The 16,469-nt window shown below is 74.8% G+C and carries 12 protein-coding genes; 9 read left to right on the top strand and 3 right to left on the bottom strand.

Translation table 11 applies throughout. From position 1 onward, the window contains the following. The first annotated feature begins 73 nt into the window (after positions 1–73). A complete protein-coding gene (locus PED38_RS14230) occupies positions 74–697 on the top strand; it encodes a TetR/AcrR family transcriptional regulator (RefSeq protein ID WP_063070765.1) in 624 nt (207 codons plus the stop codon). 90 nt (positions 698–787) lie between these two features. Here PED38_RS14230 and PED38_RS14225 read toward each other — a convergent pair whose 3' ends face one another. Then, complete coding sequence (locus tag PED38_RS14225; protein ID WP_043668722.1) at positions 788–1,342, bottom strand: NUDIX hydrolase family protein; 555 nt, start codon at positions 1,340–1,342, stop codon at positions 788–790. Between the two features lie 204 nt (positions 1,343–1,546). Here PED38_RS14225 and PED38_RS14220 point away from each other — a divergent pair, with 204 nt between their 5' ends. The 3 genes from PED38_RS14220 (at position 1,547) to PED38_RS14210 (ending at position 8,010) form a co-directional block, all read left to right on the top strand. Next, positions 1,547–2,188, top strand: a complete 642-nt coding sequence (locus PED38_RS14220; protein WP_063070764.1) for an alpha/beta hydrolase — start codon at positions 1,547–1,549, stop codon at positions 2,186–2,188. A gap of 92 nt (positions 2,189–2,280) precedes the next feature. Then, positions 2,281–7,113 carry a DNA glycosylase AlkZ-like family protein gene (locus tag PED38_RS14215; RefSeq protein WP_270981769.1) on the top strand — a complete coding sequence of 1,611 codons (4,833 nt, stop codon included), beginning with the start codon at positions 2,281–2,283 and terminating at the stop codon, positions 7,111–7,113. Between the two features lie 93 nt (positions 7,114–7,206). Next, positions 7,207–8,010 (top strand): DNA-formamidopyrimidine glycosylase family protein, encoded by an 804-nt coding sequence (locus PED38_RS14210; RefSeq protein WP_063070762.1) that lies wholly within the window; start codon positions 7,207–7,209, stop codon positions 8,008–8,010. Between the two features lie 144 nt (positions 8,011–8,154). Here the strand turns inward: PED38_RS14210 and PED38_RS14205 are convergent, their stop codons facing one another. After that, the gene (locus PED38_RS14205) at positions 8,155–9,687 is read right to left on the bottom strand and encodes an amino acid permease (protein ID WP_063070761.1); all 1,533 of its coding nucleotides are present in this window, start codon (positions 9,685–9,687) and stop codon (positions 8,155–8,157) included. Between the two features lie 251 nt (positions 9,688–9,938). Here PED38_RS14205 and PED38_RS14200 point away from each other — a divergent pair, with 251 nt between their 5' ends. After that, positions 9,939–10,934 carry a sigma-70 family RNA polymerase sigma factor gene (locus tag PED38_RS14200; protein ID WP_270981768.1) on the top strand — a complete coding sequence of 332 codons (996 nt, stop codon included), beginning with the start codon at positions 9,939–9,941 and terminating at the stop codon, positions 10,932–10,934. 137 nt (positions 10,935–11,071) lie between these two features. On the opposite strand, the gene PED38_RS14195 is transcribed toward PED38_RS14200, so the two are convergent. Beyond that, positions 11,072–11,665 carry an ANTAR domain-containing protein gene (locus PED38_RS14195; RefSeq protein WP_063070759.1) on the bottom strand — a complete coding sequence of 198 codons (594 nt, stop codon included), beginning with the start codon at positions 11,663–11,665 and terminating at the stop codon, positions 11,072–11,074. 204 nt (positions 11,666–11,869) lie between these two features. Between PED38_RS14195 and PED38_RS14190 the strand changes: the two genes are divergently transcribed. From PED38_RS14190 to PED38_RS14175, 4 genes are all read left to right on the top strand, one after another. Beyond that, positions 11,870–12,301 carry a hypothetical protein gene (locus PED38_RS14190; protein ID WP_270981767.1) on the top strand — a complete coding sequence of 144 codons (432 nt, stop codon included), beginning with the start codon at positions 11,870–11,872 and terminating at the stop codon, positions 12,299–12,301. Between the two features lie 66 nt (positions 12,302–12,367). Then, entirely contained in the window at positions 12,368–12,550 is a 183-nt protein-coding gene (locus PED38_RS14185; protein ID WP_063070757.1) for a PspC domain-containing protein, read from the top strand. 133 nt (positions 12,551–12,683) lie between these two features. Continuing rightward, positions 12,684–14,600, top strand: a complete 1,917-nt coding sequence (locus tag PED38_RS14180; RefSeq protein WP_270981766.1) for an amidase — start codon at positions 12,684–12,686, stop codon at positions 14,598–14,600. Between the two features lie 113 nt (positions 14,601–14,713). After that, entirely contained in the window at positions 14,714–16,378 is a 1,665-nt protein-coding gene (locus tag PED38_RS14175) for a catalase (RefSeq protein ID WP_270981765.1), read from the top strand. Positions 16,379–16,469: the final 91 nt, after the last annotated feature.

Raw genomic sequence — 16,469 nt, 5'->3', positions numbered from 1 at the left:
GATCCTCCACAGTCGAGGCACGACCTGGGGACGGTCGCGCGGGATCCCAGGCGCATGCGGCTACGGTGTGCCAATGACTCGCGCCGCCCTCGCCACCCGTGGCCCCTACCGCAAGGGCCTGGAGCGCAGGGAGCTCCTCATCCGCACGGCCATCGAGGTCTTCGCCGAGCAGGGATACCGCGGCAGCTCGCTGCGCGAGATCGCCTCCCGCGCCGAGATCACGCCGGCCGGCCTGCTGCACCACTTCACCGGCAAGGAGGAGCTGCTCCTCGCCGTGCTGGCGCGCCGCGAGGAGCGCCTCGCCGCCGCCATCGAGCTGCACCGCCCGCGCAGCGTCGCGGAGCACGCGGCCGTCGTCATCGCCGACGGCGAGCAGAGCGCGTGCCTCACGCGCGTCATCGCCGTCGTGTCGTCGGAGGCGTCCGCCGCCGGTCACCCGCTGCACCTGCTCTTCCGCGAGCGCCGCGCCCGCGAGCTCGAGCGCATCACGGCCGGCGTCGTCGTCGACCAGGCGCGCGGCCTCATCGATCCCGGGCTCGACCCGGAGGCGGCGGCAGCCGTCGTGCTCTCCGCCATGGACGGGCTGCACGTGCAGCGCTGCTACGGCGTCGGCGCGGGTGCGAGCGAGGCCTTCGAGGACCTGCGCCGCCACTACCTCGAGCCGCCGGCCTTCGCGGAGCGCGCGGCAGCCGTCTGATCCCGGTCGCTCCGCTCCACCCCTCGGCCCGCGCCCTCGGCGCGGGCCGATCGCCGTCCCGGCGGTGCCCGCGCTCGGGGCGTCGACCAGCTAGGGCAGCACGCCCACCGAGGCGAGGGCCGCGCGGAGCAGCGCGCCGCGGCCGCCCTCCATGTCGGCGGAGACGGCGTCGGACGCGGCCTCCTCGGGCGTCATCCACGTGATCTCGAGCGCGTCCTGGCGCGGATCGCACGTGCCGGTCACGGGCACCACGTAGGCGAGCGACACGGCGTGCTGCCGGTCGTCCGTGTACGGGCTCGCACCGGGGAAGGGGAAGTACTCGGCGACCGAGAACGGCGTCGGGTTCGCGGGGAGCTGCGGGAACGCCATCGGCCCGAGGTCCTTCTCGAGGTGGCGGAACAGCGCGTCGCGCAGGGTCTCGCCGTACATGACGCGGCCGGAGACGAGCATCCGGGTCATCTGGCCGGTGACCGTGGCGCGCAGGAGCACGCCGATGTCCTTCACCCGGCCCATGCCGTCGACCCGCACGGGCACGGCCTCCACGTAGAGGAGGGGCAGCCGCTGCCGGATCTGCGCGAGCTCCACGTCCGACAGCCAGCCGGAGTTCGGGTCGGGGATGTTCGGGTCCGGGGTGCGAACGGTCATGGTCCATTGTGACCCACGGCCGGAGCGCGGCGACCACCCGGCGCGCTGGCGGACGGGTGCCGGCGTCCGCGCGCCCGTGCTCGTGGCTGTCGTAGTGGACACCGCCGGCCCGGCGCCGCCCAGGGGCGGATGCGAGGATGGGCGCGCCGGCCGATCCCCGCGTCCGCGCATCCGCCGCCGCCCGGCCCGTCGACGAGGACATCCGTGACCGCTCTCCCGCTGGATCCCGACGCCGTCCTCTGGTCGGCCTCCACCGCCGAGCTCGCCGATCGACCGCTGCTCCTGCTGCTGCACGGCTACGGATCGCACGAGGGCGACCTCTTCGGGCTGTCGCCGTACCTGCCGCTCGGGCCGGTGGTCGCGTCGCTCCGCGCGCCCCTCCCCCTGCAGGGCGGGTTCGCGTGGTTCCCGATCGTGCCCGGATCCACCGGCGACCCGGATCCGGAGGCCGCCGACGCCGCCGCGCAGGGCGTGCTCGACTGGCTCGACGCGCTGCCCGTGCCGCCGCGATCCGTGGGCCTGCTCGGCTTCAGCCAGGGCGGCGCGACCGCGCTCCAGCTGCTGCGGCTCGCGCCCGGACGGTTCTCGTACGCGGTGCAGCTCAGCGGGTTCTCCGTGCGCGGCGAGCACGCGGGCGATGCGGCGCTGGCAGCCGGGCCGACGCCGGTCTTCTGGGGCCGCGGCACGGCCGACCAGGTGATCCCGGACGCGGCCGTCGCCCGCACGAGCGCGTGGATCGGCGCCCACACCGACCTCACCGAGCGGATCTACGAGGACCTCCCGCACTCGGTCTCGGCGCCGGAGCTGCGGGACGTGTCGGCGTTCATCCGGGAGCACGCGGGCTGACGCGGGACCAGGCCGCGCGGCCTTCGTCCGGCGAGAGCCCGGCGAGCATCCGGCCGGGCGCCGATGTCGGTGGTCCGGAGGAGGATGAGCAGATGGATCCCGTCCTCGCGCGCTTCTCCCCGGCCACCCGGGAGTGGTTCCAGGGCGCGTTCCCCGGCCCGACCGCCGCGCAGGTGGGCGCGTGGGAGGCCGTGCAGAAGGGGTCGCACGCGCTCGTCGTGGCGCCCACCGGATCCGGCAAGACGCTCGCGGCGTTCCTGTGGTCCATCGACCGGCTGGCCTCGCGGCCCGCGCCGGAGGATCCGATGCGCCGCACGCGCGTCCTCTACATCTCGCCGCTCAAGGCGCTCGCGGTCGACGTGGAGCGCAACCTCCGCTCGCCGCTCGTGGGCATCGTGCAGACCGCGAAGCGGCTGGGCGCCGAGCCGCCCGAGGTCACGGTGGGCGTGCGCTCCGGCGACACCCCGGCCGGCGACCGGCGCGCGCTCGCGAAGACGCCGCCGGACATCCTCATCACCACGCCCGAGTCGCTGTTCCTCATGCTCACCTCGGCCGCGCGCGAGACGCTCGCGGGGGTCGAGACGGTCATCGTCGACGAGGTGCATGCGGTCGCGGCCACCAAGCGCGGCAGCCACCTCGCGCTCTCGCTCGAGCGGCTCGACGCGCTGCTCGAGAAGCCCGCCCAGCGGATCGGGCTGTCAGCCACCGTGCGGCCGCCCGAGGAGGTGGCGCGGTTCCTCGGCGGGCGCTCGCCCGTGTCGATCGTGTCGCCGAAGAACACCAAGGAGTTCGACCTCCGGGTCATCGTGCCGGTGGACGACATGACGGAGCTCGGCACCACGGCGCCGCTCGAGGGGTCGGCGGCGCAGGGCGACGCGCCGCAGCAGGGGTCCATCTGGCCGCACGTGGAGGAGGGCATCGTCGACCTCGTGCTCCAGCACACGTCGTCCATCGTCTTCACGAACAGCAGGCGGCTGGCGGAGCGGCTCACGGCGCGGCTCAACGAGATCTACACCGGGCGCATCGAGGAGGGGCGGATCGACGCGGAGGGGCGGGTGATCGCGTCCGGCTCGGCGGAGGCCACCGCGGATGCCGTGCCCGTGCTCGCGGGGGCCGCGGCGCTGACGTCGTCGACCTCCACGGCGTCGGGCGGCGGCGCGGACGCCACCGCGTTCTCCGCCACGCGCCGCACGGCCGCGCGCCCGCCCGCCGAGGTCATGGCGCAGGCGGGGAGCACCGAGGGCGCGGATCCGGTGCTCGCCAAGGCGCACCACGGATCCGTCTCCAAGGAGCAGCGCGCCCTCATCGAGGACGACCTGAAGTCGGGGCGCCTGCGCTGCGTGGTCGCCACCTCGAGCCTCGAGCTCGGCATCGACATGGGCGACGTCGACCTGGTCGTGCAGGTCGAGGCGCCGCCGTCGGTCGCGAGCGGCCTGCAGCGCGTCGGCCGCGCCGGGCACCAGGTGGGGGAGGTCTCGCGCGGCGTCATCTTCCCCAAGCACCGGGCCGACCTCATCCACTCGGCCGTCGCCGCCGAGCGCATGGCGAGCGGGCAGATCGAGTCGTTGCGCGTGCCCGCGAACCCGCTCGACGTGCTCGCGCAGCAGACGGTGGCGGCCGTCGCGCTCGAGTCGGTGGGCGTCGAGGAGTGGTTCGACATCGTGCGGCGGAGCGCGCCGTTCGCGACCCTGCCGCGCTCCGCGTACGAGGCCACGCTCGACCTGCTGAGCGGCCGCTACCCGTCCGACGAGTTCGCGGAGCTGCGACCGCGCATCGTGTGGGACCGCGACGAGGGCACCATCGAGGGGCGGCCGGGCGCGCAGCGGCTCGCGGTCACCTCCGGAGGCACCATCCCCGACCGCGGCCTGTTCGGCGTGTTCATGGTGGGCGAGAAGGCGTCGCGCGTGGGCGAGCTCGACGAGGAGATGGTCTACGAGTCGCGCGTCGGCGACGTGTTCGCGCTGGGGGCCACGAGCTGGCGGATCCAGGAGATCACGCACGACCGCGTGCTCGTGACGCCCGCGTTCGGCGAACCCGGCAAGCTCCCGTTCTGGAAGGGCGACGGGCTCGGCCGGCCGCTGGAGCTCGGCCGCGCCATCGGGGCGTTCGTGCGCGAGCTGTCCGGATCCGCGGTGGACGACGCCCGGGCCCGGGCCGGCCGCGTGGGTCTCGACGACCGCGCCGTCAACAACCTCCTCGCATTCCTCGACGACCAGAAGAAGGCCACGGGCCACGTGCCGAACGACCGCACCCTCGTGGTCGAGCGCTTCCGCGACGAGCTGGGCGACTGGCGCGTGGTGCTGCACTCCCCCTACGGGATGCAGGTGCACGCGCCGTGGGCGCTCGCGGTCGGGGCGCGGGTCACCGAGCTGTACGGCATCGACGGCGCCACCATGGCCAACGACGACGGCATCGTCGTGCGCATCCCCGAGACCGACGGCGAGCCGCCGGGGGCCGACCTGTTCGTGTTCGAGCCGGACGAGCTCGACGCCATCGTCACGCGCGAGGTGGGCGGATCGGCCCTCTTCGCGTCGCGCTTCCGGGAGTGCGCCGCCCGCGCGCTGCTGCTTCCGCGCTACAACCCCGGCCGCCGCTCTCCGCTCTGGCAGCAGCGCCAGCGCGCGTCGCAGCTGCTCGACGTGGCGCGGAAGTTCCCCGCGTTCCCGATCGTGCTGGAGACCGTGCGCGAGGTGCTGCAGGACGTCTACGACCTGCCCGCGCTCACGTCGCTCGCGAAGGACATCGAGGCCCGGCGCATCAAGATCGTCGAGACCACCACGGAGGACGCGTCGCCGTTCGCGCGCAGCCTCCTGTTCAGCTACGTCGGCGCCTTCATGTACGAGGGCGACAGCCCGCTCGCCGAGCGCCGGGCCGCCGCGCTCTCGCTCGACGCCGGGCTGCTCTCGGAGCTCCTGGGCCGGGCGGAGCTGCGCGAGCTGCTCGATCCGGCGGTCATCGCGCGCACCGAGCTGGAGCTGCAGCGGCTCGCGCCCGACCGGCGCGCGAAGGGGCTCGAGGGCGTGGCCGACCTGCTGCGGATCCTCGGGCCGCTCGACGCCGAGGAGGTCGCGGCGCGCCTGGAGCCCGAGGAGGCCGGATCCGCCGCCGACCACCTCGACGCGCTCGTCGCCGGCAAGCGCGCGCTCCGCGTGTCGTTCGGAGGGCAGCCGCGCGTCGCCGCCATCGAGGACGCGAGCCGCCTCCGCGACGCCCTCGGGGTGCCGCTCCCCATCGGCACGCCGCTCGCGTTCGTCGAGCCCGTGGCCGATCCGCTGGGCGACCTCGTCGGCCGGTACGCGCGCACGCACGGCCCGTTCACCATCGCGGACGCGGCCACCGGCATCGGCCTCGGATCCGCCGTCATCGCCGACACGCTCGCCCGGCTCGGCGCTCAGCGGCGCGTGGTCGAGGGCGAGTTCCGGCCGGGCGCCTCCGGCAGCGAGTGGTGCGACGTCGAGGTGCTGCGTCGCCTCCGCAGCCGGTCGCTCGCAGCGCTCCGCAGCGAGGTCGAGCCGGTCGAACGGGCCGCGTACGCCAGGTTCCTCCCGGCGTGGCAGCACGTGGCGGGAGCGGATCGCGAACGCGGGCTCCGCGGTGTCGACGGCGTCCTGCAGGTCATCGAGCAGCTCGCGGGCGCGCCCGTACCCGCCTCCGCGTGGGAGACGCTCGTGCTGCCCGCCCGGGTGCGCGACTACAGCCCTGCGTTCCTCGACGAGCTCACGTCCACGGGCGAGGTCATCTGGTCGGGCGCCGGCACGCTCGCGGGCGCCGACGGCTGGGTCAGCCTGCACCTCGCCGACCAGGTGGCGCTGACGCTCCCCGAGCCCGACGCGCACGACACCGACGAGCTGCAGCGCGAGATCCTCACCACGCTCGGCACGGGCGGCGGCTACTTCTTCCGGCAGCTGAGCGACGCCGTCGGATCCACGGACGACAAGGCGCTCGTCACCGCGCTGTGGGACCTCGTGTGGGCGGGCCTCGTCACGAACGACACGCTGTCGCCGCTGCGGGCGCTGCTCGCGGGCGGATCCACCGCGCACAAGACGCCGCAGCGGGCGCCGCGCGGGCGCATGTACCGCGGCGGGCGGATGCCGCGGCCCGACATGCCCACACGCACCGGGCCGCCGACGGCGGCCGGGCGCTGGTCGATCGTGCCGCTCGCCGAGACCGACGCCACCGTGCGCGCCGCGGGCACGGCCGAGCTGCTGCTGGAGCGGTACGGGGTGGTCACGCGCGGGTCCGTCATGACCGAGCGCGTGCCCGGCGGCTTCGCGCTCACGTACAAGGTGCTCGCGGGCTTCGAGGACACGGGTCGTGCGCGCCGCGGGTACTTCATCGAGACGCTGGGCGCGGCGCAGTTCTCCACCGGCGGCACGGTCGACCGGCTGCGCGGGTTCACGCGGGATCCGGATGCGGGCGAGCGGCCGTTGAACGCGCTGACGCTCGCGGCCACGGATCCGGCCAACGCCTACGGGGCGGCGCTGCCGTGGCCGCAGCTCGACGGGTCGTCGGCCGAGGGGCACGACGGCGCGGGCGCGAGCCGGGACGCCGAGGCAGAGGCAGGCGGCGCGAGCGGCAGCGGCAGCGGCAGCACCGTCGCGCTCGCCGGCAGCGTCGACGCGCGGGGCGAGCGGCCCACCGGCCACCGCGCCGGCCGGAAGGCGGGCGCGCTCGTGGTGCTGGTCGACGGCGAGCTCGTGCTCTACGTGGAGCGCGGCGGCAAGACCGTGCTGCAGTTCGACGACGACGAGGCGGTCCTGCGCGCGGCGGCCGAGTCGCTCGGCGGGATCGTGCGGCGCGGCGGGGTCGCGAAGCTCGCGATCGAGAGGGTCAACGGCGCGTTCATCCTGGGCACGCCGCTCGGGGCGGCGCTGCAGGAGCACGGCTTCTCGGCGACGCCGCGCGGGCTGCGGATGCGGTCGTGAGCGGGCGCGGGCGCGGGCGCGCGGGCACGGTGGCGCGCCCGGCTGCGAGCGCCGACGCCGGCGCGATCGCGACCCCCGTCGCGGGACGCGCCCGTGCCTGAGGGCGACACCGTCTACCGCACCGCCGCGCACCTGCACGAGGCGATCGGCGGGCAGGTGCTCACGCGCAGCGACTTCCGCGTGCCGAAGTACGCGACGCTCGACCTCGCCGGGCAGGAGGTCGACGAGGTGGTGAGCGTCGGGAAGCACATCCTGCATCGGATCGGCGACGTCACGATCCACAGCCACCTCAAGATGGAGGGCTCCTGGCACATCTACCAGCACGGCACCGCGTGGCGGCGGCCGGCGTTCGAGGCGCGCGTCGTGCTCGAGACGGCGGAGCGCGTCACGGTGGGGTTCTCGCTGGGCGTGCTGGAGGTGATCCCGCGCGACCAGGAGCACACGGTCGTCGGGCACCTCGGGCCGGACATCCTCGGGCCGGACTGGGGCGAGGAGGCGGCGGCGGAGGTCGTGCGGCGCATCGAGGCGCAGCCCGACCGGCCCATCGGCCTGGCGCTGCTCGACCAGCGGAACGCCGCGGGCATCGGCAACGTCTACCGGGCCGAGCTCTGCTTCCTGCGCGGCGTGCTGCCCACGCGGCCGGTGCGCGAGGTGGCCGACCTGCCCGCGATGATCGCCCTCGCCCGCCGCACCATGCGCGCCAACCGCGACCGCATCGAGCGCACCACCACGGGCGACCTCCGCCGCGGCCGCACCGACTGGGTCTACGGGCGCAAGGGCAAGCCGTGCCTCCGCTGCGGCACCAGGATCCAGCAGGGCCAGCTCGGCGATCCGGTCCGCCCCGGGATGGGCTCGCAGGACCGGGTCACCTACTGGTGCCCGCGCTGCCAGACCTGACGCGCGCCGCCGACGCACGCGCCACGCATGGCGCCTGCACCCCGCACGGTGCCCGCACCACGCACGACGACCGCACCACGCACGGCGCCCGCCGCGTGCGGGAGGACACGGCGGCCGCGAGGGGCGTCGCGGGGGCGACCGGGATCAGTCCCGCGGCGTCGCCGCCGACGGCAGCTCGGGCGCGGGCTCCCCGCCCGCGGCGATCCGCGCCTCCTCCTTGCCGACGAGCGAGTGGCGGCGTCCGTAGAGGAAGTACACGGCGAAGCCGAGCGCGAGCCAGACGAGGAAGCGCACCCAGGTGAGCGTCGTGAGGTTGAGCATCAGCCACACGCAGAGCACGGCCGAGAGGATCGGCAGCCACGGCATGAAGGGCACGCGGAACGACGCGCGGATGTCGGGGCGCTTGCGCCGCAGCACGATCACGCCGATGCTCACGAGCACGAACGCGGACAGCGTGCCGATGTTGATCATCTCCTCGAGCACGCCGACGTCGGTGAACCCGGCGAGGGCCGCGACCACGACGCCCGCGATGATCTGCACCCGCACCGGCGTGCGGCGCTTCGCCGAGGTGCGGCTGAGGCCGCGCGGCAGGAGGCCGTCGCGGCTCATCGCGAAGACCACGCGCGCGAGGCCGAGCAGCAGCACCATGAGCACGGTGGTGAGGCCGAGCAGCGTGCCGATGGAGATGACCTGCGCCGCCCATCCGGCGCCCACCGCGGTGAACGCGGTCGTGAGCGACGGCTCCTTCGCATCGGCCAGCACCGTGTACGGCACCATGCCGGTGAGCACGAGGGTCACGAGCACGTAGAGCACGGTGACGACCGCGAGGCCCGCGAAGATGCCGCGCGGCAGGGTGCGCTGCGGGTCCTTGACCTCCTCGGCGCTCGTGGCGACGACGTCGAAGCCGATGAACGCGAAGAACACGAGCGAGGCGCCGGCGAGCAGGCCGTAGAGGCCGTACTGCGTGGGCTCCTGGCCGCTCGCCCAGGAGAAGAGCGACTGGGTCCAGACGTCGGCCGATGCGCCCTCGGCGGGGCGCTGCGGCGGGATGAACGGCGAGTAGTTCTCGGCCTTCACGTAGAAGGCGCCGACCACGATCACGAACAGCACGACCGCGACCTTGAGCACGGTGAAGACGCTCGAGACGCGGCTGGAGAGCTTGGTGCCGAGCACGAGCAGCACCGTGAAGATCGCGGTGATGAGCACGGCGCCCCAGCTGATGCCGACGCCGGCGACCGTGATGGTGGACGGGATGTCGAGCCCCGCGAGCTTCAGCGCCGACTCCAGGTAGATGCCCCAGTACTTCGCGATGACCGCGGCCGCCGTGAGCATCTCGAGGATGAGGTCCCAGCCGATGATCCACGCGAGCAGCTCGCCCATGGTCGCGTAGGTGAACGTGTACGCGCTGCCCGCGACGGGCACGGCTGAGGCGAACTCGGCGTAGCACATGATGGCGAGGCCGCACGTGACGGCGGCGAGCACGAACGCGAGCGTGACGGACGGTCCGGCGTAGTTCCCGGCGGCCTTCGCGCCGACGGAGAAGATGCCGGCGCCGACCGCGACGGCCACGCCCATCAGCATGAGGTCCCACGTGCCGAGGGAGCGGGTGAGGCTGCGTTCGCCTCCCGCGGCGTCGGCGAGCGACGACTCGATGCTCTTGGTGCGGAACAGGCTCATGGGGCGTCCGTTCGGTGGGGCGGCGGGGAACGGGGATCGAGCCTACCGGCGGGCGGGCCGAGCCCCCGGCCGGGGGCGCTGCTCCGGACTGGTGCGGATCCGCGCCCGATCGACACGCCCGGCCCACCGGCGGAGCAGGAGAAGCAGGAGGAGAAGTGCTCGGCCGACCTAGGCGCGCCCGAGGAGCAGTGCTTCTCTGGAGGAGCGGTCAAGCAGCGTGCCGCGTCCGACACCCGTCCGGAAGGTCCCGAGTGACCGCATCGCTGCGCTCGCGCGCCCCCGTCGCCACCTCGTCCGCCTCGCCGCGTCCGGCCGCATCCGCGCCGCGGACGACGGCGCCGTCGCGGATGCCGGCGACGCTGCCGCGCACGGCCGCCGTACCCGCCGGCCTCGCCGCCGCGCGCGAGGAGAAGCGCCGGGTGACGCACGACCGGTTCGTGCGCGCCGCCGCCGCGGGCGGGGATCCGACGGGCGAGGCCGAGCGCCGCCGCCTCCACGGCCAGATCGTGCTCGACCACCTCGAGCTCGCCGACCAGCTGGCGCGCCAGCACTCGGGCCGCGCCCACGACTGGAGCGATCTCCGCCAGGTCGGCTACCTCGGCCTCGTGAAGGCCGCCCGCCGCTACGACCCCGGCTTCGGCGCGCCGTTCGTGTCGTTCGCGATCCCCACGATCTCCGGCGAGATCAAGCGCCACCTCCGCGACAACGGCTGGGTCGTGCGACCGCCCCGGCAGATCCAGGAGCTGCGGCACGCGCTCGCCGCGGTCGCGCCCGCGCTCGCGCAGCGGCTCGGCCGGACGCCGACCGACGCGGAGCTCGCCGCGCACACCGGGCACACGCGCGAGGAGGTCGCCGAGGCGCTGGCCGCGCACTCCAGCCTGCGGCCGGCCTCCCTCGACTTCACGGTGCACGAGGAGGAGGGCACGTCGCTCGCCGAGACCCTCGGAGCCGACGACCCCGGCTACGCCCGCACCGAGCGCAGCGTGCTGCTCGACGCGGCGCGCGGGGTGCTCAGCGAGCGCGACCGGCGGATCCTGCACCTCCGCTTCGTCGACGAGTGCAGCCAGAGCGAGATCGCCGCGGAGCTCGGCGTGACGCAGATGCAGGTGTCGCGGCTGCTCGCGCGCATCCTCGGGCGACTGCGCGCCGAGCTCACGCGCGGCGAGCCGGAGGCGCTGCCCGAGGCCGCGCCGCTCGCGGAGGTGTCGCCGATCCGGGCGCGCGTGGCGGACCGCCGCTCGGCCTGACGTCGGGTGCGGCACCGCGCGACGGGAGCACTGCTGAGCGTGATCGCGGCTGCGGCATCGCGTGGCGGGAGCGCCGCCGGGCGTGATCTCGGGTGCGGCATCCCGCGACGGGAGGGCCGCGGCGCGCGGGGATCGGCTCAGGCGGTGGGCAGCGCACCCGTCTCGATCACGCGGCGGGCGACCTCGACGAGCTTGACGTTGCCGTCCTGCGAGTAGCGGCGGAGCACCTGGAAGGCGCGGTCGGCGTCGAGCGAGAACCGCTCCATGAGGATGCCCTGCGCCTGCCCGATGACGGAGCGCGAGGCGAGGCCGCGGGCGAGGTCGTCGGCGGAGTCCCACGCGGCGAGCGCGATGCGCGCGTGCACGGCCACCTCCTCGGCGACCACGCGATCGGCCTCGCCGAGCGGCCCCGACGCGCGGTGCAGCGCGACGGCACCGGCGCCGAGGTCGCTGTCCGTGCCCGGCACCGCGGAGGCGGCATCGTCCATCCCGACGACCACGACGCCGGATCCGCCGGACGGGTCGGGCGAGGACAGCAGCGCCCGCAGGTCCGCCCCGGTCTCCCCCGCGACGGCGACCTCGGCCGCTCGCGGCAGCACGACGGCGGCGCCCGTGGCGGACGAGGAGTCGAGGAGGGCGGCGAGCAGGAGGTCCACCCCGGCGGCGCGGCTCGGGGCGGAGTGGAACGCGGCGACGACGCGCGCGGGCAGGGCCGACCGGTGCTGCTCCATCCGACTCCTCCCGCTGATCGGGGCGTCGGCGGCTCGATGGGCGGCTCCGCCCTGGCCCGCCGCACCGCGAGGAGACGCCGAGCCCCGGCTCGACGCTACGAGTATCGCACCATGGGTTTGTGCCCAAAGCGAGACGCGGGAGAACTCACGGGGAGACGTCCGCTGCTCCGACGGGCGCGCGGCACCGAGCGCTAGCGTCGGGGCGTGACCGAGCCCTCCGCACCGCACACCCTCATCCGTCGCCCCGCCAACGTGGTCATCCACCTCGCCACGCAGGGCTCCGGCCCGCTACGCATCGACACCTTCCCCCGCGCGAGCGGCAGACCCGACCCGGGCGTCTCCCGCCTCGCCGGCACGGAAGCGGTCGGCGGGGTCCTCACGGTGACGACCGACGGACTCCGGTTCCGCGCGCACCCGGTGAACTTCGTGCGGGGCCAGCTGGACGTGCCGATCGCCCGGATCGCGGACGCCCGCGACGCCTCGAGCGGGCTCACCCGCCTTCTCGCGGTGACCCTCGAGACCGGGCAGCGGCTCCTGTTCGTCGTGTGGGGCGGGCAGAAGGTCATCGCGGCGCTCGACGAGGCGCGCGCGCTGTCGGGCTCGGCCGGAGCGTCCGCGAGCGACGACCCCGCCTGATCCGCCGCGGGTCGGATCCGCCCCTCGCCCCACCCGCCGCGCACCCGCGCCTGCCATGCTCGGTGCATGGCCACCCTCATGCGTCCCCGTCGCGGGAAGATCATCGCCGGCGTCTGCGCCGCCCTCGCCAACCGCTTCGGCATGAGCGCGTTCCTCGTGCGGCTGATCTTCGTGATCTCCATCGTGCTGCCCGGTCCGCAGGTGCTGCTGTACCTGATCCTCTGGATCCTGTTCCCCAAGCAGCGCTGACCCGGCCGGCGGGCGCCCCGCCCGCGCGCCGCACCGTAGGCGGCGACCCCGGATCGTCCCGCGCCCGAAACGCCGCCGCAACACCCGGTTCCCAGACTGGGGAGACGCCCCTCCCCCGTCCGGATGGATCCGCATGCCCGCTCGCCGCCGCCCCCGCACGCGGATCAGCGGCGCGTGCGGCCGCGTGGCCCGCGCCCTCGCGGCGGGCGCCCTCGCGACCGCGCTCGCGCTCGGCGGCATCGGGATCGGCCTCGGCCTCGGCTCCCCTGTCGCCCGCGCCGCGACGGACGCGCCCGTGACCGCCCCGGCCGTCGTCGGCCTGACCCTCGCCGACGCCGCCGCGCTCCTCTCCTCCGGCGGCACGACGTCGGTCGAGCTGACCCGCGCCTACCTCGCCCGGATCGCCGCCTACGACGACCCGCAGGGCGACCGGAAGGGGCTGAAGGCCGTCATCACCGTCAACGACGAGGCGCTCGCCACGGCCGCCGAGCGCGACGCGGAGCGCGCCGCCGGCACCGTCCGGGGTCCGCTCCACGGCGTGCCCGTGGTGGTGAAGGACAACCTCGCCACCGCCGACATGCCCACCACCGCGGGCAGCGCCGTGCTCCGCGACTACCGCACGGCCGACGACGCGACCGTCGTGGCCCGGCTCCGGGCGGCCGGCGCGATCATCCTCGCGAAGACGAACATGTCGGAGTTCGCGTGGCACGGCACCCACACGCTCAGCTCCGCGCGCGGCCGCACCGCGAACCCGTACGACCTGTCCTGGAGCGCGAGCGGATCCAGCGGCGGCACGGGCGCGGCGGTCGCGGCCGCGTACGCGCCGGCGGGCCTCGGCACCGACTCGTGCGGATCCGTCCTCGGCCCGGCCGCGCACCAGAGCCTCGTGGGATTCCGGCCGACCATGGGCCTCACGAGCACGGCGGGCGTCGTGCCGCTCTCCCCGCGGCAGGACGTCGTGGGCCCGATGACCACCACCGTCGCCGACGCCGCGCTGCTCATGGAGGTGCTCGCGGGGCGCGACCCGGCGGATCCGCTCACCGAGGTGGCCGACCCGCAGCGCACCGACGCCTACGTCGCGGGCCTCCGCCCGGACGCGCTGGCGGGCAAGCGGATCGGCGTCGTGCGCTGGTCGTTCGAGGAGGACCCGGAGAAGCCGGGCCTCGCGGAGACGACCGCGCTGATCGAGCAGGCCGTGCGCGACCTCGAGGCCCAGGGCGCCGAGGTGGTGGAGGTGCCGCTGACGCGCGAGTTCGTGGAGGGGACGCTGCAGAGCGGCGGCTGGATGGACATGCGCCCGTCCATCGACCGCTTCCTCCGCGAGACGCCCGCCACCTGGCCGGCGCGCGTCGCCGCGCGCACCGCGCCCGCGGACGTGCTCACGTTCGCCGACGTGATGGCCGACCGGCCGAGCGCGCTCACCGACGGTGACATCGCGCACTTCCTCGGCCAGCGCGACATCCCGCACCCCGACTACGAGACGGCGATCGCGGAGCAGGACGCGGGCAGGGCCGCGATGGACGCGTTCTTCGTCGAGCACGGCGTCGACGCGCTCGCGATGCCGACGAGCGCCACCAGCGCGACGCCCGCCTGGGCCGGCACGACCTTCTGCGACATCGGCGCGAACACGGGCATCCCGTCGATCTCGGTGCCCGCGGGCTTCACGTCGACCGGCGCGCCCGTCGGCCTCGAGCTCGCGGCCCCGCGCAGCCGCGACGGCGACCTGCTCGCCATGGCCCACGCGTACGAGCGGGCGACGATGCACCGGGTCGCGCCCGCGTCGACGCCGGAGCTCGCGGCGGCCGCGGATGCGGAACCGCCGGCGCCCGGCGAGCGCGAGGAGGCGGCGGGGGACGACGCGACGGATCCCGGGCCAGCGTCCCCGGCATCCGTCCCGCAGGCCGCCGGCGCCGCGCGCATCGCCGGGGTGGGCGTCAACACGCTCGCGCAGAACGCCGTGATCGCCGCGGGACTCGCGCTCGCGGGCGCCGCGGCCGTGGCCGTCGGCGTCCTGCGCCGCCGCCGGTGGGCCGGGGGCCGCGCGGGCTGACCCCGCGGCCCGCGCCCGGAGCGCCGTCCGCATGCGCTGGGAGTCGGGGCCCGGCGCTGGGCGTGTCGCCGCCCGCTCGGCAGGCTGGGGGGACGACGACGAAAGGACTCCCCATGACCGACGTCTCCTCCCGGGGCCCCGCCGACGGCGACGACCGCGAGGTCCTCACCAACCGCCAGGGCCACCCCGTCTACGACAACCAGAACCAGCGCACCGTGGGCGCCCGCGGCCCCGCGACGCTGGAGAACTACCAGTTCCTCGAGAAGATCAGCCACTTCGACCGCGAGCGGGTCCCGGAGCGCGTCGTGCACGCGCGCGGCGCCGTCGCGTTCGGCTACTTCGAGGCCACCGGCACGTGGGGCGACGAGCCCATCGCGAAGTACACGCGCGCCAAGCTCTTCCAGGAGGCCGGCAAGCGCACCGACGTCGCGATCCGGTTCTCCACCGTGATCGGCGGCCGCGACTCCTCCGAGGCCGCCCGCGACCCGCGCGGGTTCGCCGTGAAGTTCTACACGGAGGACGGCAACTGGGACCTCGTGGGCAACGACCTCGGCGTGTTCTTCATCCGCGACGCGATCAAGTTCCCCGACGTGATCCACGCGTTCAAGCCCGACCCCGTGACGTTCCGCCAGGATCCGGGCCGCATCTTCGACTTCATCTCGCAGACGCCGGAGTCGATGCACCTCATCGTCAACCTGTTCAGCCCGCGCGGCATCCCCGCCGACTACCGCCACATGCAGGGCTTCGGCGTGAACACCTACAAGTGGGTGGACGCCGACGGCGGCACGAAGCTCGTGAAGTACCACTGGATCCCGAAGGCGGGCGTGAGCAGCATGACGGCGGCCGACGCGGCCGTCGTGCAGGGCGGCGACCTCGGCCACGCCTCGAAGGACCTCTACGAGGCCATCGAGCGCGGCGACTTCCCCGAGTGGGAGCTGCGCGTGCAGCTGATGGACGACCACGACCACACGGAGCTCGACTTCGACCCGCTCGACGACACCAAGCTCTGGCCCGAGAACGACTTCCCGCCGAAGACCGTCGGGAAGATGGTGCTCGACCGGAACGTGACCAACCACTTCGCCGAGAACGAGCAGCTCTCGTTCGGCACCGGCGTGCTCGTGGACGGCCTCGACTTCTCCGACGACAAGATGCTCGTCGGCCGCACCTTCTCCTACTCGGACGCGCAGCGCTACCGCGTGGGCCCGAACTACCTCCAGCTGCCGGTGAACGCGCCGCAGCACGCGAAGGTGGCGACGAACCAGCGCGACGGGCAGATGACGTTCCACCAGGATCACGGCGGCCAGAACCCGCACATCAACTACGAGCCGTCCATCGACGGCGGGTTGCGCGAGGGGCAGCACCCGACGCACGACGAGCAGGGTCCGGAGATCACCGGCCGGCTCACGCGCAAGCGGATCCCCCGCACCGACGACTACACGCAGGCCGGCCAGCGCTACCTGCTCATGGAGCAGTGGGAGCGCGACGACCTCGTCGCCAACTTCGTGGAGCTCATCGGGCAGGGCTCGCGCGGCGTGCAGGAGCGCATGGTCTGGCACCTGTACCTGGTGGAGGACGAGCTCGGGCAGCGCGTGGGCGACGGCCTCGGGATCGCCCTCGACGAGGTGAAGGACCTGCCGCCGCTGCGGTCGCAGACGCTCTCGGAGGCGGACCTGGCGCGACTCGCGAACCTCGGGCACAACGGTCCGCGCGACGTCACGGGCCTCGTGCTGACGCACTGCGTGCCGGACGCCCGGCGGAACCTGGTCGACGCGGCGTAGGACGCGGCGCCGCGGATCACGCGGGACGACGGAGAGGGGCGGGTGGCATCGGCCACCCGCCCCTCTGGTGCGTCCGGGACGCGGGGCGTGA

It is taken from the genome of Clavibacter sp. CT19 (assembly GCF_027858075.1).
GTDB classification, from domain to species: Bacteria; Actinomycetota; Actinomycetes; order Actinomycetales; family Microbacteriaceae; genus Clavibacter; species Clavibacter tessellarius_A.
Note: the sequence above shows the minus strand (reverse complement) of the source record. Positions and strands in the feature narration are given on the sequence as shown.